The following is a 26,951-nucleotide window of genomic DNA, read 5'->3' as shown; positions in this document are numbered from 1 at the left end:
TGTCGAGGGCTGTCGAGGGTGGGACGGATCAGCGGTAGGAGGCCTTGGTACGGATCCGGGAGATGACGAACAGGACGAGCACCGTCGCCGTCATGAGGACCACGGCGAGCGCGGAACCGGTGAAGAGCGCGCCGCGGTCGGTGGCCGCGTAGATCTGGACGGGAAGCGGAGTCCAGTCCGGCGGGTAGAGCATCATCGTGGCGCTCAGCTCACCCATGGACAGGGCGAAGCAGAGCCCCGCGGCGGCGGTCAGCGAGGGCAGCAGCAGGGGCAGCCGCACCCGCCACAGCACGTAGGAGGGCCGGGCGCCGAGCGAGGCGGCGGCCTGTTCGTACGCCGGGTCGAGACGGACGATGGCCGCCGACACCGACTGGTGGGCGAACGCCGTGACAAGAACGGCGTGCGCGAGGACGACGATCCACCGGGTGCCGTTGAGCAGCACCGGCGGTTTGGAGAAGGCGACGAGGACCGCCAGGCCGACGACGACCGAGGGCACGGCGACCGGCAGCATGAACAGCGCGTCCAGAACGCGCTTGCCGCGCTTCCTCAGGGCGTGCCCGGCGAGCGCCGCCCAGCTGCCCACGGCCAGCGCGAGCAGGCTCGCGGTGACCGCGGTGACCAGGCTGGTGGTGAGTGCATCAAGGGATTCGCCGCGGGTGGCGGCGGTGTAGTGCCCGGTGGTGAAGCCGGACGGGAACGCGCCCGACCAGTTCGTGGCGAACGACGCGGCGAGGACGACGAGCAGCGGCAGGGCGAACAGGGGCAGGAAGAGGAGGAAGAAGACGGCCCAGATGACCCACTTCCCCTTGCGGCTATGCACCAACACGACCGCTCACCACCCGGTAGAGGCCGTAGAACCCCACGGATACCAGGACGTTGACGACGGCGACGACACAGGCTCCCGGATAGTCCGACTCCAGGATCGCCTTGCTGTACACGAGCATCGGCAGGGTCGTGACCCCCTTCGCCCCGGTGAACAGCACGATCCCGAACTCGTTCAGGCACAGGACCAGGACCAGGCTGCCGCCGGCCGCGAGCGCGGGCAGCGCCTCGGGCAGGATCACCCGCCGCACGATCCGCGCGGGCCGCGCCCCGAGGGAGGAGGCCACCTCCAGCTGGGCGGTGTCGATCCCCGAGAAGGCGGCGAGCAGGGGCCGCACCACGAACGGGGTGAAGTACGTGATCTCGGCGAGGAGCACACCCCACGGCGTGGTCAGGAACTGGAACGGTCCCTCGGCGGCGCCGGTCACGTCCGTCCACAGCCCGTTGGCCATGCCCACCGTGCCGTAGATGAACAGCAGCGCGAGCGTGATCAGAAAGGACGGGAAGGACAGGAAGACGTCGATGAACCGGGCGACGGCCTTCCCGCCGGGGAACGGCACGAACGCGATGACCAGGGCGAGCACGAACCCGAGGACCAGGCACCCGACCGTGGAGCCCAGCGCCAGCCACACGGTGGTGCCGAGCGCCTCCCGGAACGCGCTGGAGGCGAACACGTCGCCGTAGGCCTGCGCCGAGGTGCCCCCGGTGTCCGGCCGGAACGACTGCTGGACGACAAGGGCGAGCGGATAGAGAAAGACCATCCCGAGAACGGCGACGGGGGGCAGCGCCCACGCCCAGGAAGGAAGACCCGTACGGGACTTGGGGACCGCCTTCGCGGGAGCGGCGACCGCGGCGCTAGCCATCCCGGGTCACCCCCTCGGCGACTCCCGCGGAGAGCAGCACCGCGTCCTCGGGCGCGAAGTGCACGGTGATCTCGTCCCCGAGGGCGGGCGGGTGCCGCAGTTCCCGCAGGTCCGTCTTGATCCGGTGGCCGCCCACATCCACGTACAGCCGATGGGTGGCGCCCCGCCACTGCACCTCGGCGACCGACCCGGTGACGGCGTTGGGTCCCTGACCGAGCCCGACGAGGTGCGGCCGTACGCAGAGCGTGGCGCTCGCGCCCTCGACCGCGCCCCCGGTCGGCACCTTCAGCTCGGCCCCGGCGAAATGGACCCCGGCCGCCCCCACGGTCACCGGCAACAGGTTCGCGTTTCCCACGAAGGACGCCGTGAACTCGGTGCGCGGCGCACGGTACAGCTCCTGCGGCGTGCCGACGTCCTGCAACCGTGCCTTGTCCATGACCGCGATCCGGTCGGCCAGGGTCAGTGCCTCGACCTGGTCGTGGGTGACGTACAGGATCGACACGTCGGGCAACTCCCGGTGCAGCCGGGCGAGTTCGGCGAGCATCCCGGAGCGCAGCCGGGCGTCGAGCGCGGACAGCGGCTCGTCGAGCAGGAGCACGCCGGGCCGGATGGCGAGCGCCCGCGCGATGGCGACGCGCTGCTGCTGCCCGCCGGACAGTTCACGCGGGTAGCGCCGCGCGTACGCCGCCATCCCGGTCATCTCCAGCGCCTCGGCCACCCGCCCGCGGATCTCGCCCTTGGGAGCCTTCTGCGCCCTGAGCCCGAAGGCGACGTTGTCCTCGACCCGCATGTGCGGGAAGAGCGCGTACTGCTGGACGACCATGCCGATGCCGCGCCGGTGCGGCGGCAGGCCGGTCACGTCGCGGTCGCCGATGAACACCCGCCCCGCGGCGGGCCGGACGAATCCGGCGACGGCCCGCAGCGCGGTGGTCTTGCCCGAGCCGGACGGCCCGAGCAGGGCCATCACCTCGCCGGGCTCGACGGTCAGGTCGAGGGAGTCGAGGACCGTGGTGCCGTCGTACGCGACGGACACCCGGTCGAAGCGGATGCCGCTGCTCATCGTCCGGCTCCGCGGGCGGTCGCGTGGGCGCCGAGCAGCGCGGGCAGTTCGGCCACCGAGCCGAGTACGTGCCCGGCCCCGGCGGCGCGCAACACCTCGTCGCCGTGCGCCCCGGTGAGCACACCGGCCACCACGCCCGCCCCGGCGCGTACGCCGCTGAGCATGTCGTACGAGGTGTCGCCGACGACCGCGACCTGCTGGACGCCCTCCGCCGCCTTGGTGCGCAGGAAGGCCTCCAGCACCATGTCGGGGTACGGCCGCCCGCGGCCTCCGGCGTCGGCCGGGCACAGCGTGAGCGGCACCAGCCCCTGCCAGCCGAGGACGTCGAGGATGGCGTCCTGGGTGACGCGGGCGAACCCGGTGGTCAGGACGACGGTACGGCCGCCCGCCTGGAGCTCCTCGATCGCCCCGCGCGCCCCGGCGATCGGGGTGAGACGCCCGCCGTCGACGAGTTCCCCGTACGCCTTCTCGAAGGCGGCGTTGGCCCGCCGGGCGAGGGACTCCTCGCCGAACAGGTGCCGGAAGACGGAGATCTTGGACTCGCCCATGGTGGCCCGGACGTGGTCGAGCTTCTCGGTGTGGTCGGCGGACCCGGGCTCGACGCCCAGCTCCCCGGCGGCCACGGCGAAGGCCTGCTCCACCAGGCCGCCGTCGGCGACGGTGGTGCCCGCCATGTCGAGCACGACGAGTCGTATGTCCTCGGTCATTTCTTTCACCATCCCAGCTCGTTGGCGGTCGTTTCGGCGATGGCGGGCGAGCAGGTCATGCCGCGCCCGCCGGGCCCGGTGACCAGCCACACCCCGTCCCGCACCCGCTGCCGGTGCACGACCCGGCTCGGGTCGGTGCACTGCGCGTACACCCCGGCCCAGCGGCGCCGGATCTTCGGCAACGGGCGGCCGAGGAAGGACTCGACGACCTCGGTGAGGTGGTCGTAGGGGTCTTCGAGGGTGTCGAAGGCGAAGGGATGCTCGTACTCGTGGGTGTCGCCGATGGTCAGCCCGCCGTCCGCGCGCTGCACCATGAGCAGCTGCATCCGGTGCGCGGCGGCGATCGGCGCCTGCGGCTGGTGCGCGTCGAGCTCGTCGAGGGCGGGGCTGCGGTACGCGGGGTAGTACCGGAAGCTGTCGGCGTCGGCGACGGAGGTGGTGAGCGGCTCGCCGAGCGGCTCGGTCTGCATCATCTGCAGCCGCACCCGCCGTACGGGCAGCTCGGGCCCGGCCAGCTCCCGTACGAGGCCGCCGAGCCAGGCCCCCGTGCACAGCACGACGACGTCGCCGGTGTGGACGTCCCCGTGGTCGTCGCGCACGGCGTGTTCTCCGACCACGTCACGGACCTCGCGACCCGGCAGGAAGGTGTAGTGCGGGGACTTCGACAGCTCTGCCCGGAGGGCGAGTTGGGCCGTGCGCGGCTCGACGGCCGCGTCACGCTCGCAGAACAGGGCCGCTTCGAACGCACCCCGCAGGGCGGGGTTCACGGCGCGCGCCTCGTCCGCCGTGAGCAGCTTGTAGCCGCGGGCGGCGGCGTCCGCGCGGGCCAGGGCGGTCTCGGCGACGGCGAGCTCGCGCGGGTTGCGCACGGGGGTCAGCGACCCGCACGCCCGGAAGCCGAGGTCCGGGACGCGCGCCCCGATCTCCTCCCACAGCTCTCGCGCCCGCAGGGCGGTCTCCAGCTCCTCTCCTCCGGCGCGACCACTCACCCAGATCTGCCCGAAGTTGCGCAGCGAGGCCCCGCGGGCCTCCGCCTCACGCTCGATCTGCACGACCTCGTGGCCGCGTTCCACTGCGTGCCAGGCGTGCAGGGTACCCACCACGCCGGCTCCGACGACTATCACTCTCACAACGGCCACGCTCCTCGGGAAGGGGGAATCGAAGGGGTCCGGACAGCAACCAGATGGTGAACCGCCCATCACGTTTGGGCTAGACCCGTTATCTTCTCGTGACACTACTTGACCGGAAGGGTGCGCCCAAGCCCGCTCCGGCACGCCGAGCGTCAGCTGCCGAGGTGGGCGGAACGTGAGCTGCCGAGGTGGGCTGTGAAGGTCAGTTGCCGAGGTGGGCGGTGAACGAGAAACGGTCCCCCCGGTACAGCGTCCGCACCCGCTCCAGCGGCCGCCCCTTCGTGTCCCGCGAGACCCGGTGGATCAGCAGCATGGGCAGTGCGGGCGGCGTACCGATGAGCAGCGCCTCGCGCGGCGTGGCCAGCACCGTCTCGATCCGCTCGTCCGCGTCGCCGAACGCGATGCCGAGCCGGTCGTGGAGGTAGGCGTAGAAGGAGGAGTCGGGATCGAAGTCACGGTCGAGGTCGGGCACCCGGGCCACGGCGACGTACGTACTCTCCAGCCCGACCCGCTCGTCGTCGGCGAGCAGCACGCGCTCCATGTGCCAGACGGGCTCGCCACGCGTCAGCCCCGCCTCGGTGGCCAGCGCCTGCGGGCAGGGGAAGCGGTCGAGCGAGATGAGCGTACGACCGGGGGTGCGCCCCTGCCGCCGTACGCCCTCGGTGTAGCTCGCCAGGGAGAGCGGCTGCTCCAGTTTCGGTCCCGCGACGACCGTGCCGCGCCCCTGCCGCCGCAGCTTCCCTTCGAGCAGCAGCTCCCGCAGGGCCTGCCGTACCGTCTCGCGGGCCACCTCGTACTTCTCCGCGAGATCGCGCTCGGTGGGGAGGAGTCCCCCTTCACCCAACTCCTCGACCAGCACGGCGATGTGCGCCTTGACCGCGTAGTACTTCGGGATACGGCCGTGCTCCGGGATGCCGGAGCGGACGGGGGCGCCGGGCGATTGGTCGTTCGGGTAGTCCACGGGGGGATGGTCGCAGACGCGGTACGGGCGGTGCGCCGGTGGGAGGGCTCAGCGACGCCGGAACCGGGACCAGCGGGAGACCGCCAGCAGCACGCCTCCGGCGGCGAACAGGACGACGCCCACCGCCAGGGCGGCCCCGCGCGGCCCGGTCATGGCCAGCTCGTCCGCGGACGAGGACCCTTCGTCCGCGGACCAGGACCCGTCCCGTTCCTTTCCTGCGGCGTCACCGTCACCGTCACCGCCGTCGCGACCGCCGCCACCGCCGCCGCTACCGTCACCGGCACCGGTGGGGCTGCTGGTGCCGGTGCCAGTGCCGGTGACGCCGCCCATGCTGCTACCGGTGCTACTGCCGGTGCCGGTACCGGTACCGCTGGCGTCGGGAGCCGCGCTCGTACCGCCGCCGCCTCCGCCATCGCCTCCCCCGTCACCTCCGCCATCGCCGGTGCCACCGCTGCCCCCACCGTCACCGCCGTCCCCGGTGCCTCCAGTGCCCCCAGTGCCCCCGCCATCCCCGCCGCCCCCGGTGCCTCCGGTGTCTCCGGTGCCTCCGGTGCCCCCGGCGTCCACAACGTCGCCGTCGCTCGTCTTGCTCTCGTCGTCGATCCGGAAGCGGTACTCGTTCGACTCCCCCACCCAGTCCCCGTCGTTGTTGTGGCGCTGCACCACGGCCGCGTTGGCGACGACGTCGTTCGGCACGGCGGCGTCGGAGGTCACGGAGAGCCGGACCTTCACGGTGAGCGTCCGGCCGGGTCCGACCGTGAACCCCGGGAACCCGTCGTCGAACGCCCCGACGTTCTCGTCCTGGTCGCTCTTCTCGAACTCGACGGGATGCGTGCGCTCCCCCTCGTAGAACTCCAGCTGCGCCTGTTCCGGCCGCAGCACCCGCTTGCTGTCCACGAGTACGACGATCGGGTGGATGTTGCCGCAGGTGTGCGCGGTGGTGTTGGTCAGGTCGATGTACCAGGTCCGGAAGTCGCCGCCGACGTCGTAGGCGTCCGGCCCGCCATGGATCCGGGTCTTGATCGGGAAGGCCCGGGTGTCGGGCGCGGCACAGGTGGGGCGGGGGCTCGCGGTGGGCCCGAGAGGCGTGAGCGCCTGGGCGGCGGGCGGCGGTGCGAGCCCGAGGCCCAGGGCGGGGGCAACGGCGGTCAGGGCGAAGGGGCTGGTCTTGCGCAGTCGCATGAGGGGCCTTTGCCGATCAAGGGCGGCGGGAGGGGGGTCGGGAGCGTCGGGCGGTGAGGGCAACGGCGTACAGGGCAACGGCCCCGTGACCGTCCCACACCGCCCGGCGCCCACCGCCCCGCCACGCCCGTGACACACCCCGCCCGGCCCCCGAAGTCCCCCGAACAGCCGAGCCACGCGACCCACGAAGGCCCCGAACAGCCGAGCCGCCCCGGCCCCGGAAATCACCCGGACAACCGAGCCGCTCAGCCCTCCCCACGCCCGGACAACCGAGCCGCTCAGCCCTCCCCACGCCCGAACAACGGCGCCAGCAGCAACTGCGCCGCGCCCTCCGCGACCCCACGCGCCCCACCGGGCGCCACCCGCACCGGAACCGCCCCATCGTCCACGCCCTCCAGCCGGGCCCGTTCCTCAAGAACGGCGCCGACACCCCGTACGAAGGCCTCCTGATGCGCCGCGACGGTACGCCCGCCGAGCAGCACGAGGTCGATGTCCAGCAGCCCCACCAGATTCGCGGCGCCCACCCCGAGCACCCGCGCCGCCTCACCCACGGCGCCGCGGTCCACCGCGGCCAGGCACAACGCCTCGATGCAGCCACGGTTGCCGCAACCACACGGCGGCCCGTCCAGCTGAATGACCTGATGCCCGAACTCCCCCGCCCCCGTACGCGCCCCCCGGTGCACGTCCCCACCGATCACAAGCCCCGCCCCGAGCCCCGTACCGAGATGCAGATAGGCGAAGGATTCGAGGGGGACGGAGGGGACACACCCCAGCACCGGGTCACCGCTCCCGCTCCCCACCACGGCGATCCCCAACGCGGCCGCGTTCGTGTCCTTGTCCACCACCACGGGCACCCCGAGCCGCCCCGCCAGCGCGTCCCGCAGCGGGAACCCGTCCCACTCGGGAAACCCGGTGACCCGATGCAGCACACCCCGGGCATGGTCCAGCGGCCCCGGCAGGGCGACGCCCACGCCCAGTACGGACACCCCCGCCCCCGCGAGCAGCGCCTCTACCTCCCCCGCCGCCGACTCGACGACCGCCTCCGCCCCGGCCCCCAGATCGAGCGGAACCCGCCGCTCGGCGACCACCGCGCCGGTGAGGTCGCACAGCACGACCGTCACCTCGTCGCGGTCCAGGTGGAGCCCGACCGCGTGGCCGGCCTCGGGCACGAGCCGCAGCACGGTCCGCGGCTTGCCGCCGGTCGACGCGCGGCGCCCCGCCTCCGCCGCCAGCCCGTCCGCCCGCAGCCGAGCGGTGATCTTGCTGACGGCCTGCGGGGTCAGCCCGGTGCGCTCCGCGAGTTCGAGCCGGCTGATGCCGCCCTCCCCGGCCGTGCGCAGCAGATCGAGCACGAGCGCGGCATTGTGGCTGCGCAGGGCGAGCAGATTCACTCCCGACTCCGCGTTGGTCCTGTTCACGTACGCCATTGTCCCCCGCGCTTGCACTTTGGCAACAGCGTTGCGAAAGTGGACGTCATGACTGGTACTCCTCCCCTCCGCGTGGCCCTCGTCGGTTACGGCCTCGCGGGCTCCGTCTTCCACGCCCCGCTGATCGCCGCGACCGAGGGCCTGGCCCTGGACACGATCGTCACCTCGAACCCGGAGCGGCAGGAGCAGGCCCGCGCCGAGTTCGGCGACGGAGTCTCGTTCGCCGCCACACCCGAAGAGCTCTGGGCGCGCGCCGACGAGCTGGACCTGATCGTCCTCGCCTCCCCGAACAAGACCCACGTCCCGCTCGCGACCGCCGCCCTCAAGGCGGGCCTGCCCGTCGTCGTCGACAAGCCCCTCGCCGGTACGGCGGCGGAGGCCCGCGAGCTGGCCGCGCTGGCGGACGAGCGCGGCCTGCTTCTCTCCGTCTTCCAGAACCGCCGCTGGGACAACGACTTCCTGACCCTCCGCAAGCTGCTCGACGAGGGCGAGCTGGGCGACGTATGGCGCTTCGAGTCCCGTTTCGAGCGGTGGCGCCCGCAGCCCAAGGGTGGCTGGCGCGAGTCCGGCGACCCGGCAGAGATCGGAGGTCTCCTCTACGACCTCGGCAGCCACGTCATCGACCAGGCCCTCGTCCTCTTCGGCCCCGCGGCCTCGGTGTACGCCGAGACGGACGTCCGCCGCCCCGGCGCGCAGACCGACGACGACACCTTCATCGCGATCACGCACGTGAACGGCGTCCGCTCCCACCTCTACGTCTCCGCGACGACCGCCCAACTCGGCCCGCGCCTGCGCGTACTGGGCTCGCAGGCGGGTTACGTGAAGTACGGCCTCGACCCGCAGGAGGCGGACCTGCGCGAGGGCAAGCGTCCCGACGCGACCGCCGAGTGGGGCACCGAGCCCGAGTCCCTGTGGGGGCGCGTCGGCTCCGGAGAGTCCCCGCTCACGGGCGGTGGCCGCCCCGAGCCCACCCTCCCGGGCGCGTACCCCGCGTACTACGCGGCCATCGCCGCCGCCCTCCGCGACGGCGCCCCGAACCCGGTCACCGCGCAGGAGGCCGCGGCCGCTCTCGACGTCCTGGAGGCGGCCCGCCGCTCCGCCACCGAGGGCACGGCGGTGTCCCTGTGAGCACCGAGGACACCGCGCGGCTGCTCGCGGAACAGATCGCGGAACTGGAGTCCCAGGAGCGGCAACTGGTCCTCCCCCACTTCACGTACGACGACGCGTGGACCCTGGGCACTCTGCTCGTGAGCATGGCCCGCGAGGCCGCCGCTCCGGTCGCCATCGACATCCGCCGCGGCGGCCAGCAGCTGTTCCACGCGGCCCTGCCGGGTTCGACCCCGGACAACGACGCCTGGATCGACCGCAAGCGCCGCGTCGTCGAGCGCTACGGCTGCTCCTCGCTCCTCGTCGGCACCCGCTTCCGCGCCAAGGGCACCACCTTCGAGGCCTCCTCCCGCCTCGACCCCGACACCTACGCGGCCCACGGCGGCGCGTTCCCCCTCACGGTCGAGGGCGCGGGCGTCATCGGCACGGTGGTGGTCTCGGGCCTCCCCCAACTGGAAGACCACGCCATGGTCCTCAAAGCGCTCCAACAGTTCCTGAAAAGCTGACCCCCACACCCGCGCCCCTGGGAAACGAGGGCGACCGCAACCCCCCAGGGGCGCGGGGCACTGCGCAATCTTTCAGGGGCGCGGAAAACAGCGCAGCCTTGGAAACGAGGACGACCCCAGCCCCTAGGGGCGCGGGGAACTGCGCAATCTTTCAGGGGCGCGGGGAACTGCGCGACCAGCCACAACGAACCGGCACCCGACAACGCCCCCCAAGCCCCCCCCCCGCCAAACCCAACGGAGTGCCTACGCAGGTTTGAGCTCCTGCCGCTGCCTCCCCAACCCCCCGATCTCCAGCTCGACAACATCCCCGGCCCGCAGATACGGCTTCGGCTCCGGCTGCCCCAACGCAACCCCCGCCGGCGTCCCCGTATTGATGACGTCCCCCGGATAAAGCGTCATGAACTGACTGACGTACCGCACCACTTCCGCCACCGAGAAGATCTGCTCGGCCGTGGTCCCGTCCTGCTTCAGCTCACCGTTCACCCACAGCTTCAACGAAAGATCCTGCGGGTCGGAAACCTCGTCCGCCGTCACCAGCCACGGCCCCAGCGGATTGAACGTCTCGCAGTTCTTCCCCTTGTCCCACGTCCCCCCGCGCTCGATCTGGAACTCACGCTCGGAGACGTCGTGCGCCACCGCGTATCCGGCGACACGCGCGAGCGCCTCCTCGTGCGACTCCAGATAGCGGGCGGTACGCCCGATGACGACCGCGAGTTCGACCTCCCAGTCGGTCTTGACCGACCCGCGCGGCACGAGCACGGTGTCGTGCGGCCCGACCACCGTGTCCGCCGCCTTGAAGAAGATCACCGGCTCGGCAGGCGGCTCGGCCCCGGTCTCGCGAGCATGGTCGTGGTAGTTGAGCCCGATGCAGACGACCTTGCCGATCCGGGCGAGCGGCGGCCCGACGCGCAGCCCGTCCGCGTCCAGCACGGGCAGTTCCCCCGACTCGGCGGCCGCACGGACCCGCCCGAGCGCCGCGTCGTCGGCGAGCAGCGCCCCGTCGATGTCCGGCACGACACCCGACAGATCCCGGAGGATCCCTTCGGCATCGAGCAGCGCGGGCCGCTCCGATCCCGCCGTACCGACTCGCAGCAGCTTCATGATCACAATCTCCCTCGATCGCGGGCAGCCACCGATGGGTGCAGCCATCGGAGGACTGGTCGATCCTCCAAGCTGCACGTCCACTCCGCAATACCCCGTTCACGGACTGGACCGCCACCACACCCTCAGGGATACAGGACCACTCGCTCCACGGCACTCCAGGCCGTACTGGTCACCACGTACAGCGCGGCGGCCAACGGCACCACCGCCACGGTGATCAGCGTGAAGAAGGACAGGAACGGCGCGAACGCGCTCACCGCACCGAGCCCGGGCACTTCCGCCCCGCCGGCCGCGGGCACCGAGGCGGCCATCGTCCGCTTCGTACGGCGGTAGTTGAAGGCGGCCACCGCGCCGACAACCACGAACAGAGCGACGTAGACAAGCCCAGCGGCACCGAACACCCCGCCGTCCCCGAGCGCGTCCGCCCATCGCCCGCGGAGCGGCGCGGCGAACAGCTGGTGACTCAGCAGCTCGTTGGCCTCACCGCCGACGGTGGAACTGGAAAACAGGTGATAGAGAAGAAAGAAGGCCGGCAGCTGAAGAAGCCCGGGCAGAATCCCGGACAGCGGCGACACCTTCTCCTTCTCGTGCAGTTCCAGCACCGCCTTCCGCATCCTCTCGGGATCCTTCCGATGCTTCTTGCGCAGCTCGGCGATCCGCGGCTGCAACGCGGCACGCGCCCGCTGTCCCCGCGCGGCCGCCCGGGACAGGGGATGCACGAGCAGTCGTACGAGCGCGGTGAACAGGACGATCGCGGCGGCGGCCGCGGAGGCGTGGAACAGCGGTTCGAGCAGATCGGCGAGCCGCTCGACCAGCCCGGCGAAGGCGGACATGGGCGCGGGCGGGAAAGCGGACATGGAGGTGGGCATGGCGGTGGACATGAAGGTGGACATGGCGGTGGACATGGCGGTGGACATGGATGAGCCCTCCGGGGGTCTCGTCGTGCCGGAATGAGAAATGACGCGTCGGCATGACGACCCGCGCGGGGTACGCAGACAGGGGTTGTACGACTGGCGAGTTCTGGCGAGTTCCTGCTGGGATCCCTACGCGGCGGCCGTCAGGAGGGCCCGCCCGGGCGCTCGGGGGCGCGGACGCCCCGAGGCGTCGGGATCACGTTGAGGCAGGAACGCCGTACGGTGCTCACGGTCGCGGATCGCCGTACGAACCCGCGTACGCGGGACGGCGGACGCGCGGCGCGAGCCGCTGAGGGCGCAGACGGCGAGCGCGGCCCCGGCCGCGGCGGTCGCGGTGAACGCGACGGCGACGGCTGCCGGGAGGCTGCCGGCATCCAGCACGGCGACTTCGAGGAGCAGCACGAGCAGCACGAGCAGCAGGGCGACAGGGCGCACGTTTCGCACGTTCGTCGAGCTCCGGACCACGGACCACCCCTCCTCTCGCCCTCTCGTACGGCGGCTCACGTCCCCCGTACCCGCTTACGCGTGACCGGTGTCGATCTTATGCGTGACCGGCCTCGATCGGCTCCAGCAGCCGCCTCGGCCTGAGCAGCGCCCGGCTGACCGGATCCGCCGGGTCCGGATCGAGTCCGGGTCCCGGCACCATTTCGACGTCCGGGACGGGTACGACGGTTCCACACGTGGCACATTCGCCGTACGGGCCGAGTTCCGTACCGCAGGTCGCGTGCCGGAAATAGCGCAGCTGCGCCTCACCAAGCTGCTCGCGGCCCCACCGCCCGAGCGAGCGCAGGGTCGGCCACAGGGCGATGCCGCGGTCGGTGACGACATACTCGTCGCGCGGCGGCGACTCCTGGTAGCGGCGCTTCTCGAGGATGCCCTCGGCGGTCAGCGCCTGGAGGCGGGACGCGAGAACGGCGCGCGGGATGCCGAGGTGGACGAGGAAGTCGTTGTAGCGCCGTACGCCGTAGAGCGCGTCGCGCACGACGAGGAGCGTCCACCGCTCGCCGACGATCTCGAGCGCGCGGGCGATCGAGCACTCCTGCGTCGCGTAGTCCTTGCCGAGAGCCATGACCCCACTGTAGCCACTTTTCGACATGCAGGTTCAATGAACGAACCTAAGCTGCTACGGTCAACCCACGGGGCTGGTTCATTGACTGAACCCACCCTTCCACTGATCCGCTCCGGAGCCCGAAGGGCAGACCATGTCACCGCTCGACCACGCCACCACCGCGAAGGCGTCTTCGGCACCCCCCGGCACGCACCTCGAGACACCCCCGCGGGCAACCGCCACCCTCGCCGTCACCAGCGCCGCCACCGCCGTGGCCCTGATGACGTACACCGCGCCGATGGTCACGCTCCCCGACACCGCCGCCGCGCTGCACACCCCCGTCTCCGCCCAGGCCTGGCTGCTCAACGGCACCCCGCTGGGCCTCGCCGCACTCCTCCTGGTCGCGGGCAGCCTCGCCGACGACTACGGCCGCCGCCGGATCTTCCTCTCCGGCACCGTCGCCCTCGGCATCACCACCGCACTCGGCGCGCTCGCGACCTCCACCTGGCTGTTCACGCTGGCCCGCGTCGCGCAGGGCGCGGCGAGCGCCGCGATCCTCGCCAGCAGCCTGGGCCTGCTCGTACACGCCTTCCCGACCGCCCGCGGCAGGCTGCACGCGACCGGCGTGTGGGGCGCGTTCGTCAGCGGCGGCATAGCCCTGGGCCCGCTGCTCGCCGGCGCGATCGCCCAGACGTCGGACTGGCGGATCGCGTACGCCGTCCTGGGCGCCGCCGCGCTCCTCGTCGCCCTGCTGGGCACCCGGTCCCTCACGGAGTCGCGGGCCTCCCGGGGCGGTCGCCCCGACCTGGCCGGCGCCTTCACCTTCGCTCTGGCGCTCGTCGCCCTGGTGGCCGCGCTCACCCTGGGCCGGGACGGCTGGCTGCGCCCGTCAGTCGGCCTCCTGCTGGCGGCGTTCGCCGTCCTGACGACGGCGTTCGTGTTCGTCGAACACCGAACCCGTACGCCCATGATCGACCTCTCCCTGCTCCGCCACCGCCGCTTCCTCGCCTCCTCCGCGAGCGGTCTGTTCACCGGCCTCGCGGTGATCGGCCTGTTCAGCTTCCTGCCGGCGCTGCTCCAGCAGACCCTGGGCCTGTCCGCGCTGGACACGGCGTGGCTGTTCCTGCTCTGGTCCGGGCTGTCCTTCGGGGTCGCTCTGCAGGTGCGGCGCCTCGCGGGCCGGGTCTCCCCGCGCCACCAACTCGCCCTCGGCTTCGCCCTGCACGCGGTCGGCGTCCTGACGATGCTCGGCGCGCTCGACGCTGGTTCATGGACCCGCCTGCTGCCCGGCTTCCTCGTCTCCGGCGTCGGCAGCGGGCTCCTCAACGCCGCACTGCCGCTCGTCGCGGTCGAATCCGTCCCCGCGACCCGCGCCGCGATGGGCTCGGGCGCGCAGCAGACGTTCCGCTACATCGGCTCGTGCGCCGGCGTGGCCCTGACCATCGCGATCGTCACCTCCACGGGCGGGCTCGCGCACGGCGCGGACATCGCGATCGCGGTCTCGGCGGGGCTGGCGCTGGTGGCGGGCGCGAGCGTGCTGGCCCTTCGGGACCGGGTCTGACGCCTGCCGGGCGGGGCCGTTCCCTCGGAGGGGACGGGTCCCCGGGCGGGACGGCTCCCCGGATGGACCGGTTCCCTGGGCGGGACGGCTCCCCGGGCGGAGCGGTTCCCTGCGCGGGACGGCTCCCCGGACGGACCGGTTCCCTGCGCGGGACGGCTCCCCGGACGGACCGGTTCCCTGCGCCGGACGGCTCCCCCGGACGGGAACCGCTCCCCGCACGGGACGGTGACCGTGGTCAACGGGGGCGCATGGAGGTCAACGTGCCCCACACCACGAGCCGATACCCGGAGGTGTACTCGGGCGTGCAGGTGGTGAGGGTGATGTAGTACCCCGGCGCGCTGTACCCGTAGCCGGGCCGCACGGTACTGCGCGGCACTTCCCGAATGACCCCTCCGTCATTCGCGGAGGTCTGCGGAAGCGTCTTGTCGACGACGTAGACGTAGCGCCCGGCCGCCGTCTCGACATCGATCTCGTCCCCCCGCCGCAGCCGGTTGATGTACCGGAACGGCTCCCCATGAGTGTTCCGATGCCCCGCGAGCGCGAAGTTTCCCGCCTGTCCGGCCTGTTGAGTGTGCGGGTAGTGCCCGACGTACCCCTTGTTGAGGACATCCCGCTTGCCGACCCCCTCCGCGACGGGCACCCGAAGACCGAGCCGGGGAATGGAGAGAACGGCGTACGCCTGGGACGACCGGGGCGTTCCCTGAGCCCGCCGACTCCCGGTGGACGCCCCTGAACCACCCCCGCCGGAGGCTCCGGAACCACTACCGGAGGACGCCCCACCCCCCGCCGAGGCACCCGAACCACTCCCCGCACCCTGCTCCTGTCCCTCCCCCTTCCCCTCTCCCTCCCCGCTCCCCCACCCCTTCTCCAACGCCTGAACCTTCCTCTCGGCGCCCTCCCGGGCCTGCCGATTGGTCCACCAGAGCTGATGCACGACGAGGAGCAGGAGAAGGAGTCCGACGGTGACGAGAACCTCGCCCCCGCCCCACACCACCCGCCGGTACGCGGCCCGCCGCCGCCGAGTGCCGTGATCCACGACGCCGGGGGCCCCGAGGCCGCGCCGCACGATGCCGGGAGCCCGCATCCCGATGCCTCGCCTCCTCGACCGCCTCGCCTCCTTGACCGGGCCCGCAAGATAAGGGCTGCGCCCCGAACTCACCAGCCCCATGACCGCCCGAACCGTTCTTCGGCACCCAAGGGCAACGAAGAGATCCCGCCCTCTGGCCTGCAGATATCTCTCCCTCTTACGGCATCGGCAGTACGGTGTCCCCCATGCGCCCCGACACGTCTGCCGAACACGTCGACCACAACGCCGAAGCAGCGCGCCTGGAGCGGACCGCAGGCCTCTACCCCGAGGACGCCGAACACCTGCTCGTGCAGGCCGCGGCCCACCTCGAACTGGCCGGCGACCGCCCCGGAGCCACCGCGCTCTACGACCGCCTGCTGTCGTCCTCGACGCCCCTGGACCATCCCCACCTCGTCCGCGCCCTCAAGGCGTCGAACCTGTGGGAGTACGGCCACGAGGCCGAGGCCCGGGCGATCATCGACGGCATCCGCGCCGCGTCCCCGCGGGACCCGGCCCCCTGGGTGATCGTGGCCGAGGCCCTGGAGTCCCACGACGAGCTGGAAGCGGCGCAGGAGACGTTCACCCAGGCCGCGCAGCTCCTCCTCACGGAGACGTCGGAGCCCCCGTACTCCACCCACCCGCTCCTCTTCGGCCGCCACCGCGTCCGCCGCATGCTGGGCGCGGCCCACGACGACTGGGACACCCTGGCCGACACCCTCCACTCGTCCCCGGTCTCCCTGGACGAGCTCCACGACCCGAAACGCGTCTGGTCCCTCGGCTCGGACAACCCCGCCGAACTCCAGGCGGAGATCTCCCGCCTCAGGGCGGAACTGGGCACGTTCAGGGAGGCGTTGTCCCGCCCGTTCCCGGTGGCGATCCTCCACTGGCCGACCACCGAACTGACGGAACTCCTGACGGCGTACCCGACCCTCTCCTCGGAGTACCCGTCCCACGAGGAACACCTCGCGACCATAGAGGCGTCGCTACGGGAACTGGCGACTTCCGGCACCCCGAACCTCGGCATCGTCACGGGCACGGTCCCGTCGTACGAGGCTTTCGCCGCGTCGGAGGCCTCGTCCCCGTCGGACGCGACCCTGCTCCCGCAGTACGCGACGACGCTGGCGGCGCGGGGGCTGGCGGTGACTTGGCCGCCGCAGCGGGGGGTTGAGTGCTGGTGTGGGTCGGGGCGGGGTTATGGGGGGTGCCACGGAACCGAGGAATGATCGGGCAGGCTTATTCCGGGACACGACGCACGCAGTTGGGGGACCCGTGGACAAGGCCGAGGACGAGCAACTTCGAGCCATCGCCCCGGAAATCTCCCAGCTAACGATCACATTGCTCCGCCAGGTCGTCGGCCTAGAACCCGCAGAACGCGTCCCCGAGGAAGCCTTGGCCATCGCCGACCGACAAGGTCCTCAAGGACCACGGGGCCGACGGCCTACGCCTTCTTGCTGTAAGCCTGACGGGCTGGGCCGCAGCCGGGATCGAACGTGACGCCCAGCTGACCGGGCGAACGCTTGAGGCGGTCCTGGACGGCATGGAGCTGGCGTGTCTGGAGGCGAATCAGGACCGGTGACTACTCGGATTCACAACTACCTTGAAAACGATCACTTTTCATCCGAACGTCTTCGGTTGTCGGTAGCTGCTGTTAAAACAGAGTCGTACTGGCATGGCGATCGAGGGGGTAGCTGTGGAGGAATCGGGCGATCTGGCACAACCGGCTGTGGGCGTCTACGAGAAGTTGATCACTCACAGCTTGCGGGATGAACTCGAGCGACTCGAGGCCGCAGGCTGGAAGACCATCAAGGCAGACGTCAGCGCCGAGTCCTCTCCCCATGTGCTGGCCCGCTACATCAGCGAGACGGTGGGGCGGAGGCTGAGTCAACTCCCTCACGACAAACAGGTCACCGCAGCAAACAGGATCCTGGAGTCACTCGCCGCCAGCGCACCTGAGCTGAGTGAAGAAGTGGCCGCCGACACCGTCGCAGAAGGACCACGACAACTGTTGGCCCTCGCCGAACAAGAGGCACCGGGGGTCTACGCCATCCGCCCTTCTACTCCACTTTCCGAAACCTCGCTGATCACCAACTCTCCAGAAGACCTTAGCCTTGGCGCGGAACTAAGGGCCGAGTTGGCCACCGCCGACCGCATCGACCTGCTGTGTGCATTCGTGAAGTGGTATGGCATTCGCGTCCTGGAGGACGCGTTGCGCGCCGCAAAGGATCGTGGGGTGCCGATCCGCGTCATCACAACAACCTACATCGGCGCCACAGACCGTCACGCGCTCGACCGGCTCGTTGAAGACTTTGGTGCTGAGGTCAAGGTCAACTACGAAATTCGATCTACGCGACTGCATGCGAAGGCATGGCTCTTCCGACGCAAGAGCGGCTTCGACACGGCATACGTCGGTAGCTCGAACCTTTCGAAGGCCGCGCTCCTCGATGGCTTGGAGTGGAACGTACGCCTGTCGTCGGTTGCCACGCCTGCGGTACTCGACAAGTTCGAGGCGACCTTCGATGCGTACTGGAACGACAGCGCCTTTGAGTCGTACGACCCCTACGAGGACGGCGAGCGACTCGATAGTGCCCTAGCCCAGGCGGGCGGCACTGGCTCAGGTACTGACCTGAAGATCAATCTCTCCGGACTCGAAGTGCGCCCTTTCCCGCACCAGCGGGACATGCTTGAGCGCCTCCGTGTCGAGCGCGAAATCCGTGGACGGGAGCGCAACCTCCTCGTTGCAGCCACGGGCACGGGCAAGACGGTCATGGCAGCCCTGGATTACCGAGCCCTGCGCAAGAAGCTCGCAAAAGGCAATCCGAGACTGCTGTTCGTCGCCCACCGCAAGGAAATCCTCCGGCAATCCCTCCGCACATACCGCGAAGTACTCGATGACGCTTCCTTCGGAGAACTACTCCACAGCGGTGAAGATCCTCGCGACTGGAACCATGTCTTCGCCAGCGTCCAATCCCTGAACGTCCAACGGCTGGAGCAGCTTACTCCTGGCCATTTTGACATCATCGTCATCGACGAGTTCCATCACGCCACAGCGGCTACCTACCAGCGAGTCATCGACCACTTCAAGCCTAAGGAGCTGCTGGGTCTCACCGCCACGCCTGAGCGGATGGACGGGCGCAACGTACAGGACGAGTTCTTCGACGGACGCATTGCGGCGGAGATGCGGCTGTGGGAAGCCCTCGAGAATGATTTGCTCTGCCCCTTCCACTACTTCGGCATCCCAGACGGCACAGACCTAACCAACCTCGGCTGGCAGAAGGGCGCTTACGCAGATCGAGACCTCGGCAACCTCTATACCGGCAACCATGCGCGCGCCCGCATCGTGGTCAAGCAGATCCGAGACAAGGTCTCCGCCCCCGGGTCCATGCGGGCGTTGGGCTTCTGTGTCACCAAGGCTCATGCCCACTTCATGGCCGACTTCTTCCGTGGCGCCGGGTTCCAGGCCCTCGCTCTCGACAGCGACTCTCCCGCTGGAATCCGTACTCAGGCGCTAGCTGACCTACGCGACGGCAAGCTACAGGTGATCTTCTCCGTCGATCTGTTCAACGAGGGGCTCGACATCCCTGATGTCGACACGCTACTCCTCTTGCGCCCCACGAACAGCGCCACGATCTTTCTTCAGCAACTCGGCCGAGGTCTACGACGCACCGAGACGAAGCCGGTGCTCACCGTCCTCGACTTCATCGGGCAGCACCGAGCAGAATTTCGCTTCGAGGAGCAATTCAGAGCCCTGACCAACCTCTCCCGAAACCGCCTCGTCGACCATATCGAGCACGACTTCCCGCAACTTCCTTCCGGATGTCAGATCATTTTGGAGGGCAAGTCCAAAGAGCTGGTCCTTGGCAACATCCGTGCCCAACTGGCCGCCACCATCAAGACGTTGGTGACCGAGGCCAAGGCGTACAGCACGCCGAGGCTCGCGGACTATCTCCGCGAAAGCCGTCGGGAGATCAAGGAGCTATATAAGAGCGACAACTCCTGGACGACGGTGCTTCGCAAGGCAGGTTTCATCGAAGGCCCGGCGTCCTCAGAGGAAACGGCACTCCTCAAGCGCGTCCACGCGTTCCTACACGTCGACGACCCAGAGCGCGCGCACGCATACCTTCGTCTACTCGCCGACGATGCCCTCGCGTACGAGGATCTGTCTCCCACGGACCAGACCTACGCCCGCATGTTCTTCTTCAACCTCTGGGACAACGCCGGCGGCTTCACCAGCTTCCAGCAAGGCCTCGAGTCGCTGCGCCCCCAACGAGCGTTCCGCGATGAGCTTCAGCAAGTGCTGTCGTACGTCATCGAGCAGTCTGACCACTACCCGATTCCTCTGTCGGGCGACCATCGCCACATCCCGCTCAAGGTCCACAGCGCCTACAACCGCTCCGAGATCCTCACCGCCCTCGGCGTAGCCCGCTTCGGCGGCCAGATGCCCAGATCCTTCGCTCAAGGCGTGCAGTGGGTCGATGAGCTCCAAACCGATGCCCTATTGATCACGTTGGAGAAGAACGAGAAGGATTTCTCCCCCACGATCCGCTACAAGGACTACGCGCTGAGTCCTACGCTCTTCCACTGGGAGTCTCAGAACGCAACGGCGGAAAGTTCCCGCACTGGCTTGCGTTACCAACAGCACGCACAGCGGAACAGTCACGTCTTGCTGTTCATGCGCCGTTACAAGAACACCGACATCGGCAAGTCTCAGCCCTGGATGCTCCTGGGCCCAGCGACGTATGTGGAACATACGGGCAGTAAGCCGATGGCGATCACGTGGCGACTGAAGCATGAGCTTCCGGCCGACGTGTGGACGTATTCAGCCATCGCAGCGGGCTGATTACCCAGAGGCCCGATGTCAGTGCCATCCGCTAACGTCGAGGGCATGAACGATTCTTCGATCAGACCTGGGCAACTCACGACACGCGCCAAGATGCAGAAGCTCTTCGGTGGAGGGGATCGCGAAGGGATAGTTCCGTCCACAACCACACCAAACATACTGATATACACAGACCACGAGAGCGGTAAAGAGTACGGCTACCAGGACGGCTGGCTCGAAGAAGAAGACGATCAAGGGCCCGTGTTCGAGTACACGGGCAGAGGGCGCTATGGGGACCAGACCTTCTTAGGGCAGGCCGGATCCCGCAACAACGCGATATTGCAGCACGTTGATGATGGCAGAAGACTGCGTCTCTTCGTCTCAGCCGGAAAGATCCCCGGATCGAACTCCGATGCAAAGTTGCAGCGCTACCTCGGCGAATTCGAGCTAGATACGAAACAGCCGTACACCATCCGCGAAGCTAATGATCCGGCCGGAAACCGGCGGCGCATAATAGTCTTCAGAATGCGACCCAAGGGAAAAGTTCAACATATCCCGGCGGACGCAATCGAGCCCGCGGAGAAGACTCGAGCTCAACGTGTATCGGCAGCCATTACGGCAAGCTCGATCGCCGAACCGCCAAAAAATCGGGCACGGGAGAGTAGGCGCTCCGCGCAACCAAGTACCATTGCCGACCTCCGCAAATCCAGGTTGCTGGATGAATACATCAGGCACCTTGAGGAACAGCAACACGAGGTCGGCGCCTTCCAGATCAAGATTGCCGGAACCACAATCACTCTGAAGACCGACCTCTACGACGCCACCGATCACGTGTTGTACTCCGTGAAGGGTGCTAGCAGCCGCGACGAGATTCGCATGGCCATTGGCCAACTCAAGGACTACGTAAGACACATCGAGCCGACCAACCCGAAGTTGACAGTGCTCCTTCCCGAGAAGCCCCACAGAGACCTTCATGACCTGCTGCACAGGGAAGGCATCAGCGTGATCTACCAAGACGAAAAGAACTACGTCCCCTTCCCTTTCTCATAGCCGCCAGCTCACCAAAGGACCTCGGGAGCCAACATGCCGTCACCAGAGCACGAGTTCCTGTCGGATGCTGCTCTCCGAATAATGGAGAGTACTTCCAGGTCTGGCCTCTTCACTTACCAAGAGGGAAGTCGAAAGCTTTTCGATTTCTCATGCGACCTCAAGAAAGACTGGTCGAAGATAGTTTCCGGGCAAACTCTCTGGAAGCACGACAGGGATGGGATAGACAAAGACATAAGAACCCTGCTCACCGAGCGAGATGTTTCCGCCGCGGTATATATAGCACGCCATTCGATGCAGAACAAGGTGCGAGTGGCTGAAGTAGCCGGCTCGTATCGCGACACTCCGATGCGCGATAGACTTTCCCGCTTGCGCATATTCTGGGTTCCAGATGACTTTGACGCGGATGACGAGAAGGCCAGACAGTCAGCCTACCGAAATCTGAAGGAAGAGATGACGAAGGACCTGCTGATACAGGTGGCTCTAGGCGGTCTTACTCCTCAGGATGTTTCTCGCTTCGCAGCTTCTGGCCGCCCGGGCTATCCGCTCGCCATCCTTTCGCACATCAAAACACACGGATTCCGGAGCCTATCTGACGCTTCCAAGAGGCTTGGATTCAGCACACCAATCCTCAAGGAAGAGGTTCAACGGCTTTTCGTCATAGGATTCCTAGAAAGCGACAGCCTCCAGGGTGGCATCTATCGGATCAGCGATAGCGGAAACGCCATTATCGACGTCTGCTCTCGACTTCGCGATTACCTCCACGGAAGGCTCGGTGAATGCAACGAGAACAAAGAGTTTGAGCACATATGCCGACTACTCGGCATCGACTACACCTCCACGCCCCCTGGAGCTGCCGAGTCCGCCAGAAAGGTAGACCTTCAAAACCCCACAGCACTTCTCATGCAACACGTGGCCCAGTCCGACAGGGACGGGTCAGTGGAATGGCCCGAACCGTACTTCGCCCTACCGAGCACGTAGGAACGCCATCACCCCTCATGAGCTCCCCGCCCCAATCGCTCATGCCAACGAGTCCTCGGCCCCTACAACGTCGGCCTCCTGATGTTCACCTCTGCCGAGATCAAGTCGTTGCTGACGCGCCGCGTCTCCCAGGTCGCCCCAAGGAACTGCACACGAGCTTCGACGCCTTCGACGCATTCATCGAGTGGTGGCAGGCAACGGCGAACGCCTATGGCGGACTGCTGTACGAGCCCCGTCGTGGCAATCCTGCCCCCGCCCTGCTCGACTGACGGTAGCTGACGCTCCGTCTCTCGCCCCTCCCGTCAGAGTCCGTTGACTCCCCAACATCTGCTCCTATATCCGACGGGGCGTTCAGGTCTCCCTGTGCCAGAGCACGACGCCGTAGGCTTCCCTGGGTGATTGAGACCATCGTCCTCGACGTCGGCGAGACCATCACCCGCGACGACCGCTACTGGCACTCGTGGGCGGACTGGCTCGACATCCCCCGCCACACTCTCTCCGCCCTCGTGGGGGCCGTGGTCGCTCAAGGCCGCGACAACGCAGATGCTGTACGCCTTGCACGCCCCGGCATCGACGTGGCGGCTGAGTACCACGCCCGAGAGGCAGCCGGCCGGGGCGAGTTCCTCGACGAGACGGATCTGTACGACGATGTCCGTCCCGCCCTTTCCGGACTGCGTAAGCTCGGCATCCGTGTCATCATCGCCGGAAACCAGACTGCCCGCGCAGGCCAGCTGTTGCGTGACCTTGACCTGCCCGTTGATCTCGTCGTCACGTCTGGGGACTGGGGCGTGGCAAAGCCGCACTCAGAGTTCTTCGAGCGCGTGCTGGAAGTAGCCCAAGCCGCGCCGTGGGAGACCGTGTACGTCGGTGATCATCCGGCCAATGACGTCTTCCCAGCGAAGGCGGCCGGGCTGCGGACGGCGCACATCCGTCGCGGACCCTGGGGCCATCTGTGGGCGGACGACCCGGCGTTGAGAGCGGCAGCCGACTGGCAGATCGACAGCCTCACTCAGCTCACCACGATCACCGCGGGTTGACGGCAACGAACCGTCCCGCCTGTCAGGACTGGCGGGACGGTTCGTGAACACGCTGCGTCTCGGCACGAGTACGGTTCGGAGTGAACGCCTCGAACTGGAGCCGGTATGCCCGCACACGCCAACGGTGGGGTAGGCAAGCGGATCGCCTACTACCGCAGCGTCATGCGCCCGAAGATGACGCAGCAGCAGCTCGCCGACGCCGCCCGCGTCTCACTCGGCACCATCCGCAAGGTCGAGCAAGGCGATCGCGGCGTCAGCGATGCCACCCTCGAAGCCCTCGCGGCCGCTCTCGGCATTGACCCGAGCCGTCTGCGCGTCGACCGCGGCCCTGTGCACACCCGCGTTCACGAAGCGATGCCCGCGCTATCCGCAGCGATCGCCACGTACGACGTCCCGGATGACGGTCCGACTCGCCCTCTCGATGAACTTCGAACTGCCGTCGCGGCGGCTGCTTGCTGGCGCCTTGCGGCCCAGTACACGCGCATCGTCCGCGAACTTCCCGACCTGCTCGCGGAACTGGCTCGTGCCTACCACGAAGCCCCTGCCCACCAGAGGCACAAGCCAGCCGCGCTATTGGTCACCGCCTACCGCGCAGCCGACGCCGTCGCTTTCAAGTTCGGTGCCCACGACCTGTCCGCGCGCTTGGTCGAACTGATGCGATGGGCTACCCACGACACAGACGATCCGCTGCTCACCGCGTCCGTCGCCTACGTACGAACAGAGACGTTCTTCGCCGCGCGCGCCCATGCCTCCGGGCTGCGTGCTCTTGAGCAGGCCATCGACTCAGCACCCGCCGCGAAGACGGCGCCTGCCATCGCGGCAAGAGGCGCCCTTCACATGAGGGCCGCGGTCATCGCCGGGCGAGCGCGTGACGCCACAGCCTCGCAAACCCACCTCGCCGAAGCCCGAGCCCTCGCGGACCAAGTTTCCGAGGCGATCTACCACGGCACGGCGTTCGGGCCCGACTCCGTCCGCATCCACGAGGTGTCCGTAGCCGTCAGCCTCGGAGACGGCCACGTCAGCCGTGCTCTCACCGTCGCGCGTGATTGGAAGCCACCCGCCGAACTCCCGGCCGAGCGGCGCTCCGGCTTCTACATCGAACTGGCCCGAGCCCAACTGTGGTCTGGTCTCGCAGGCCATGCTTTCGAGTCCTTGAAAGTTGCCCGCCAGATCGCCCCGCAGCACACGCGTGAGCACCCGTGGGTCCGTGAAGACGCTGCCACGTTGCGGCGGTTGAAGCGTGCCGACTCGGAGACGCTCACGAACTTCGCCGAATGGTGCGCTGCCACCTGAGCTGCCTGTCGGCTACCCCTCGCTGGGGTACTTGTGGCCCTTGCAGGCCCCCACCATCTGTCCGAGGCATTGGAACCAACAGATGGGACAGGGATGCCTGAAGCAACCCCAGTCGTGCCCATCCTCATCGAGGGCAGCATGAGCATCGCTCGACTGCGCGGCGAAGCCTGCATCGGCGGCCGAGCCGTCGCCAACAAGTTGCGCGTGGCCGGGCACGGGGCACTCCGCAGCAGCACGCACGTGTGGCAGATCATGACCGACGTACACCGACGCGGAGCGGTGGCAGCGTGAACGTCGCCGCAGAGGCCCAGCAGCCATGGCTACCGCCTGAAGGAACAATTTGGCACGTCGAGGCGGGCACCCACTTCGACGTCGTTCGGACAGGTCGAACTCTCGGTGCCGCCGCACTCGCTCTGCTCGGAGACTCCTCGGGAGCAGTGATCTGCGATCCGTGGAGCCGCATTTACTACTTTCTGACCGAGCCGTCCTCGACGACCGGCTGGAAAGTGCGTGAGACGACCGCATGCGGGGCTGCCACCTACGTCGTTGTCCCGCCCCTCAACTCCAAGGAAGTGGATCTGCACTGGGTGGTGAGGCCACCCGCCGATCGTCCATTCACGCCGACAGAGCAGCTGCGTCAGGCACTCCAGACTGCGGTCGACGAGCAGTACGGCCCACGGCCGGAGCATTCCCGATGAGTGCGGAAGCAACCAACGAAGTTGTCGATGCCTTCAACGTCCTTGCTGATCACTGCCTGATCTGCCGTAACTGCAGAGCATCGCCTGACCAGACATGCCCGGCAGCGCAGCTGCTGTACCGCAGCTGGAAAGCGGTGTGGAAGGAGACTCGTCACTGTGATCTGCGGGAAGTGTGACCAGACGATTCGGGTCGGCGAGGACTACGACGGACACGACAAAGTCTCGTCATCCGCTGGCGGAATCACCATCTACCTGCACAAGCAGTGCCCGTCGCAGCCTTCACGACGTGCCCGTCGAGGTGCTGACATCACCGTGCAGAGTGCGCGTCGGCCTGACGGGCTCGGTTGACTCCGGCCACGCCCACGTTTGAACTGACGCACCCCCGAGCGGGGCCAGCACGCGCTACCCGGCGGCCGCAAGGTCCCTCATGACGTCCTGATGGCCGGCCGGATCGCGCTGTTGAGCCTCGCCACGCGTTCGAGAGACGCTGCGGTGGTTTCACGAACCACCGCATATGACCGCCTTGGATTCACCGTCATTGACCGAAGGGAGGGACGGTGACCCATTCCGTCCCGTGGCAACAGCGTCTGTCCAGTAGCACCGAAGACATCCAGGACGAGGTGATCTGCTGGTACCAACAGACTCGGCATGGCAAGGGGTACGTCCCCACGATGATCTGGGGCACCCTCCAAACCGAGGCCTACGCGACCGTGATCCTCCGCCGGGTCGTCGAATTCCTCAAGGTTCCGGACGATGTGCCGGCAGGGGTGGCCAAGCGGATGCAGCGGCAGCAGGTGCTGTACGACGGTGAGCACCACTACGACGTGATCCTCGGCGAACAGGCTCTGTACACGAACATCGGTGGGCCGGAGGTGATGCGCGAGCAGATGGAACGGCTTGTCAGGGATATCGACCTGCCCTCGCTCTCCCTCGGCGTCCTGGCCGCCACTGCCGAGGTGAACGTTGTCCCTATGCCCGGCTTCAGTGTGTACGACGATGCCAGAGTTCACTACGAACTCGTCTCCGCCGGTGTGGACGTCACCGAGCCGGATGAACTCGCGCTCCACGACAAGGCCTTCAACGCTCTGAGCAGCGTTGCCTGTTACGGCGACGCCGCCAAGGACCTGATCACCAAGGCCCTGGTGTTCTGGAGCAACGACTAACTGATCCGTCACTGCGGCGACGATCACGCCCGGTCGCGTCACGTTGACATCAACGCACCCAAGGCCGCCCGGTTTTGCTGAGTGTGGCGGTTCCGGGATGAGCGTCAAGAGCGCCCTTCGGGCGTCGGCTGCGCCGATTTCGCTTCGCTGCACTCTTGACCCTCACCCCTCCACCGCGCAGTGCTCTTGGCCGGGCGGCCCGAAAGGGGGCGGCGGGGGAAGCGGGGGTGGGGTTTCTTCGCGTTGCCGGGTGCCGGGAATTTGTGGCTTGGGGACGCCTATGGCCTTCCGCGCACGCCGGGTTGGTATGGCGGCTTCCTGATGGTGGGTGGGACGAGAGCATGTCTGGGGTGGTCCGGGTGGACCAGGACGCCGGTCGTCTTGGCCTGGCACCGATTGCGATGACGCGCTGCGTGGGCTGACGACTGGCCGGTGACAGGCGGAGTTCCCGGTTCCGGGAT

The 26,951-nt window shown here is 68.4% G+C and carries 25 protein-coding genes; 12 read left to right on the top strand and 13 right to left on the bottom strand.

The annotated features are described in order from the left end of the window. Window positions 1–28: 28 nt before the first annotated feature. The 8 genes from ACIQTP_RS00915 to ACIQTP_RS00880 form a co-directional block, all read right to left on the bottom strand. Window positions 29–826, bottom strand: a complete 798-nt coding sequence (locus ACIQTP_RS00915; RefSeq protein ID WP_403395022.1) for an ABC transporter permease — start codon at window positions 824–826, stop codon at window positions 29–31. Next, window positions 813–1,685, bottom strand: a complete 873-nt coding sequence (locus ACIQTP_RS00910) for a 2-aminoethylphosphonate ABC transporter permease subunit (RefSeq protein ID WP_403395020.1) — start codon at window positions 1,683–1,685, stop codon at window positions 813–815. Before ACIQTP_RS00910 ends, ACIQTP_RS00915 begins: the two co-directional genes overlap by 14 nt. Then, the gene (locus tag ACIQTP_RS00905) at window positions 1,678–2,745 is read right to left on the bottom strand and encodes an ABC transporter ATP-binding protein (protein ID WP_403395018.1); all 1,068 of its coding nucleotides are present in this window, start codon (window positions 2,743–2,745) and stop codon (window positions 1,678–1,680) included. Before ACIQTP_RS00905 ends, ACIQTP_RS00910 begins: the two co-directional genes overlap by 8 nt. Continuing rightward, window positions 2,742–3,452 (bottom strand): HAD family hydrolase, encoded by a 711-nt coding sequence (locus ACIQTP_RS00900; protein WP_403395016.1) that lies wholly within the window; start codon window positions 3,450–3,452, stop codon window positions 2,742–2,744. The genes ACIQTP_RS00905 and ACIQTP_RS00900 overlap by 4 nt, the downstream gene beginning before the upstream one ends. Window positions 3,453–3,457: 5 nt before the next feature. After that, window positions 3,458–4,582 carry a TIGR03364 family FAD-dependent oxidoreductase gene (locus ACIQTP_RS00895; RefSeq protein WP_403395014.1) on the bottom strand — a complete coding sequence of 375 codons (1,125 nt, stop codon included), beginning with the start codon at window positions 4,580–4,582 and terminating at the stop codon, window positions 3,458–3,460. 202 nt (window positions 4,583–4,784) lie between these two features. Then, window positions 4,785–5,543, bottom strand: a complete 759-nt coding sequence (locus ACIQTP_RS00890; protein WP_403395012.1) for a GntR family transcriptional regulator — start codon at window positions 5,541–5,543, stop codon at window positions 4,785–4,787. A 48-nt stretch (window positions 5,544–5,591) separates the two neighbouring features. Further along, window positions 5,592–6,725, bottom strand: a complete 1,134-nt coding sequence (locus ACIQTP_RS00885; protein WP_403395010.1) for a hypothetical protein — start codon at window positions 6,723–6,725, stop codon at window positions 5,592–5,594. Between the two features lie 278 nt (window positions 6,726–7,003). Next, window positions 7,004–8,152, bottom strand: a complete 1,149-nt coding sequence (locus ACIQTP_RS00880; RefSeq protein ID WP_403395008.1) for an ROK family protein — start codon at window positions 8,150–8,152, stop codon at window positions 7,004–7,006. 48 nt (window positions 8,153–8,200) lie between these two features. On the opposite strand from ACIQTP_RS00880, the gene ACIQTP_RS00875 reads away from it, so the two are divergent. Next, the gene (locus ACIQTP_RS00875; protein ID WP_403395006.1) at window positions 8,201–9,280 is read left to right on the top strand and encodes a Gfo/Idh/MocA family oxidoreductase; all 1,080 of its coding nucleotides are present in this window, start codon (window positions 8,201–8,203) and stop codon (window positions 9,278–9,280) included. Next, window positions 9,277–9,765 (top strand): heme-degrading domain-containing protein, encoded by a 489-nt coding sequence (locus ACIQTP_RS00870; RefSeq protein ID WP_403395005.1) that lies wholly within the window; start codon window positions 9,277–9,279, stop codon window positions 9,763–9,765. Before ACIQTP_RS00875 ends, ACIQTP_RS00870 begins: the two co-directional genes overlap by 4 nt. 243 nt (window positions 9,766–10,008) lie before the next feature. Here ACIQTP_RS00870 and ACIQTP_RS00865 read toward each other — a convergent pair whose 3' ends face one another. The 4 genes from ACIQTP_RS00865 to ACIQTP_RS00850 all read right to left on the bottom strand — a co-directional run bounded on the left by ACIQTP_RS00865 (window position 10,009) and on the right by ACIQTP_RS00850 (window position 12,849). Further along, the gene (locus ACIQTP_RS00865; protein ID WP_403395004.1) at window positions 10,009–10,866 is read right to left on the bottom strand and encodes a fumarylacetoacetate hydrolase family protein; all 858 of its coding nucleotides are present in this window, start codon (window positions 10,864–10,866) and stop codon (window positions 10,009–10,011) included. A 125-nt stretch (window positions 10,867–10,991) separates the two neighbouring features. Further along, on the bottom strand, window positions 10,992–11,699 hold the full coding sequence (locus tag ACIQTP_RS00860; RefSeq protein WP_403396045.1) for a YidC/Oxa1 family membrane protein insertase: 708 nt from the start codon (window positions 11,697–11,699) through the stop codon (window positions 10,992–10,994). 210 nt (window positions 11,700–11,909) lie between these two features. Continuing rightward, entirely contained in the window at window positions 11,910–12,224 is a 315-nt protein-coding gene (locus ACIQTP_RS00855) for a DUF6412 domain-containing protein (RefSeq protein ID WP_403395002.1), read from the bottom strand. A 97-nt stretch (window positions 12,225–12,321) separates the two neighbouring features. Beyond that, window positions 12,322–12,849, bottom strand: a complete 528-nt coding sequence (locus ACIQTP_RS00850; protein ID WP_403395000.1) for a winged helix-turn-helix transcriptional regulator — start codon at window positions 12,847–12,849, stop codon at window positions 12,322–12,324. Window positions 12,850–12,982: 133 nt separating this feature from the next. Between ACIQTP_RS00850 and ACIQTP_RS00845 the strand changes: the two genes are divergently transcribed. Next, the gene (locus ACIQTP_RS00845) at window positions 12,983–14,389 is read left to right on the top strand and encodes an MFS transporter (RefSeq protein ID WP_403394998.1); all 1,407 of its coding nucleotides are present in this window, start codon (window positions 12,983–12,985) and stop codon (window positions 14,387–14,389) included. A gap of 235 nt (window positions 14,390–14,624) precedes the next feature. Here ACIQTP_RS00845 and ACIQTP_RS00840 read toward each other — a convergent pair whose 3' ends face one another. After that, entirely contained in the window at window positions 14,625–15,473 is an 849-nt protein-coding gene (locus ACIQTP_RS00840) for a class E sortase (protein WP_403394995.1), read from the bottom strand. A gap of 188 nt (window positions 15,474–15,661) precedes the next feature. Between ACIQTP_RS00840 and ACIQTP_RS00835 the strand changes: the two genes are divergently transcribed. The 9 genes from ACIQTP_RS00835 (at window position 15,662) to ACIQTP_RS00795 (ending at window position 26,490) form a co-directional block, all read left to right on the top strand. Then, window positions 15,662–16,678, top strand: coding sequence for a hypothetical protein (locus ACIQTP_RS00835; RefSeq protein WP_403394993.1), 1,017 nt, complete (start codon window positions 15,662–15,664; stop codon window positions 16,676–16,678). A 446-nt stretch (window positions 16,679–17,124) separates the two neighbouring features. Then, entirely contained in the window at window positions 17,125–20,292 is a 3,168-nt protein-coding gene (locus ACIQTP_RS00830; protein WP_403394991.1) for a DUF3427 domain-containing protein, read from the top strand. A gap of 45 nt (window positions 20,293–20,337) precedes the next feature. Continuing rightward, the gene (locus ACIQTP_RS00825; RefSeq protein ID WP_403394989.1) at window positions 20,338–21,321 is read left to right on the top strand and encodes a hypothetical protein; all 984 of its coding nucleotides are present in this window, start codon (window positions 20,338–20,340) and stop codon (window positions 21,319–21,321) included. Window positions 21,322–21,354: 33 nt separating this feature from the next. Then, on the top strand, window positions 21,355–22,299 hold the full coding sequence (locus ACIQTP_RS00820) for a hypothetical protein (RefSeq protein WP_403394986.1): 945 nt from the start codon (window positions 21,355–21,357) through the stop codon (window positions 22,297–22,299). Window positions 22,300–22,694: 395 nt separating this feature from the next. Beyond that, the gene (locus ACIQTP_RS00815; RefSeq protein WP_403394984.1) at window positions 22,695–23,336 is read left to right on the top strand and encodes an HAD family hydrolase; all 642 of its coding nucleotides are present in this window, start codon (window positions 22,695–22,697) and stop codon (window positions 23,334–23,336) included. 105 nt (window positions 23,337–23,441) lie between these two features. After that, a complete protein-coding gene (locus ACIQTP_RS00810) occupies window positions 23,442–24,629 on the top strand; it encodes a helix-turn-helix domain-containing protein (protein ID WP_403394982.1) in 1,188 nt (395 codons plus the stop codon). A gap of 138 nt (window positions 24,630–24,767) precedes the next feature. Continuing rightward, a complete protein-coding gene (locus tag ACIQTP_RS00805; RefSeq protein WP_403394980.1) occupies window positions 24,768–24,920 on the top strand; it encodes a hypothetical protein in 153 nt (50 codons plus the stop codon). Then, entirely contained in the window at window positions 24,917–25,327 is a 411-nt protein-coding gene (locus tag ACIQTP_RS00800; RefSeq protein WP_403394978.1) for a hypothetical protein, read from the top strand. Before ACIQTP_RS00805 ends, ACIQTP_RS00800 begins: the two co-directional genes overlap by 4 nt. A 557-nt stretch (window positions 25,328–25,884) precedes the next feature. Further along, the gene (locus ACIQTP_RS00795; RefSeq protein WP_403394976.1) at window positions 25,885–26,490 is read left to right on the top strand and encodes a DUF5753 domain-containing protein; all 606 of its coding nucleotides are present in this window, start codon (window positions 25,885–25,887) and stop codon (window positions 26,488–26,490) included. Window positions 26,491–26,951: the final 461 nt, after the last annotated feature.

It is taken from the genome of Streptomyces sp. NPDC090798, from assembly GCF_044768965.1.
GTDB lineage: Bacteria > Actinomycetota > Actinomycetes > Streptomycetales > Streptomycetaceae > Streptomyces.
Note: the sequence above shows the minus strand (reverse complement) of the source record. Positions and strands in the feature narration are given on the sequence as shown.